The organism is Vibrio sp. Vb1554 (assembly GCF_033344235.1).
Map to the genome: position 1 here is coordinate 1 of NZ_JAWPOJ010000113.1, position 1,729 is coordinate 1,729.

Below are 1,729 nucleotides of genomic sequence, written 5' to 3' on the forward strand. Positions count from 1 at the left end.
GCTACGACGATTGATGGGCGTAGCCGCTCAGATCGTAGTTTCTTGATTTAGTTCCATCGAATTACGCAACAAAGCCCTTCTGCTCCCCAAAGCTTTTTAAATTGGCGATAGGTATTAGTTACCTTTTTAGCCAAAGGAGAATCAAGAATAATAGGCAGTGAATCTTGCAAAGCGTGCTCATGAATAAGCTGTTCTATATCAAAGAGTAACTCTTGAGTTCTCCCGACGCTAAAAGCCGGTATAACAATTACGCCACCATCCTGAAGTGCATGCTCAATAATAGAAAGCAATCGCCTACTGCGAGACTCTACATCTTCGTGAACTTTATTGCCGTATGTCGACTCGATAAACAAATAGTCAGCTTTTTCAGGCGATACCGGATCCGGTAGGAGAGGCGTGTTACGAGGGCCCAAATCCCCTGAGAACACAACAACCTCATTGTTTGATAAACGAAACTCAACATATGCAGACCCTAAAATGTGTCCTGCTGGTTGAAAGCGAAGAGAGGCATGTTCTTCAATCTCTATCCATTGGGAATAAGGGCAAGGGCGAATAAGCGTTCGAATAAAATCGAGCACGTTTTCCCTTTGATGATGCCTCATGCCTAGTTGGAGCTTTAATCCATCTTCTAACATAAGCGGTACGAGCTCAGCGGAGGCTTCCGTACAGTAAATAGGCCCCTTATAGCCAGCAGCCAATAACCAAGGTAGCCGACCAACATGATCGATATGAGAATGGGTTAGAACAACCGCTTTGAGATCAGAGATAGAAAAGTCGATATTCAAACTCTGCCGCTGAGCATTATCTTCACCTTGTAGCAAACCACAGTCGATCAGCACACTTCCATTTTGTAACACGAGCTCGTGGCAAGAGCCAGTAACCGTATTTTTCCCACCGTGGTGCAGTACTTTCATAACAAAACGACGCTTTTACCTTTGCTAGCTTACGCTTGTGAGTATCTATATTACACGTAGCCAAACCTCACTATTTGGCAGCGATTCGGTAAATCGCTCAGTAGGTAGGGTAAGCAGGCAGATAGTGAATAAGTGAGCGTATTGTAGGCAAGCAAAATAGGAGAAAGAAAATGGCAAAACTGAAAGTTTAGAGAGACTTAGATGTTCGTCATAAATTTGACTGTGTTAAGTTGCAACTGCTTGTGATGCAATTCATATTATTGCAATTATTTGCATTTAATCTTTTGGAATCAACGTCACTGGCTGCTTAGTCCTAACTGCGTAAATGGGCGTCTGATAATTATAATTTTATAAAACCGACACATTTCTGACGCTTTAAGTGTCAGGAAAGAGCTATTTTTTTGTAAGTTTTTCGATTGAATGGCTTTTCGTTGCAACGAGTTTACTATACAATTCGTCACCAGATCGGAGATGCAACCGATTAAATCGTGAACATTTCAATTGCCTCTAGGAGCCAGACCTAGGGGCGGTAGCGTGCCCGAAGTCGTTATAACTCCGAGGTCTCTAAAGCTAAGCATCTGAAAAGTGAAATAACTTTTAATAATAATAAGCATCTAAGTGCATTTCTGGCAAGATTGATTTATAAAAAACGAGAACTATTACAAATTTATGTAATTCCCTTTTGTCAGAGGGACGCTCAAAGCTAACAAAGTGGCGAGCAAATGTTGGTTAGGCATACAGGGAAAATTCATGACGGCCATTGATTTTTAAGAGTTTTTATTTTTACGATTCTACCTAAGAGAAAAAATAGTCTG

1 pseudogene is annotated in these 1,729 nt (G+C 41.2%); it reads right to left on the reverse strand.

The annotated features are described in order from the left end of the window. Window positions 1-77 precede the first annotated feature (77 nt). Window positions 78-914 (reverse strand): annotated as a pseudogene (locus R8N28_RS24080) (MBL fold metallo-hydrolase); the annotation flags it as partial. Window positions 915-1,729: the final 815 nt, after the last annotated feature.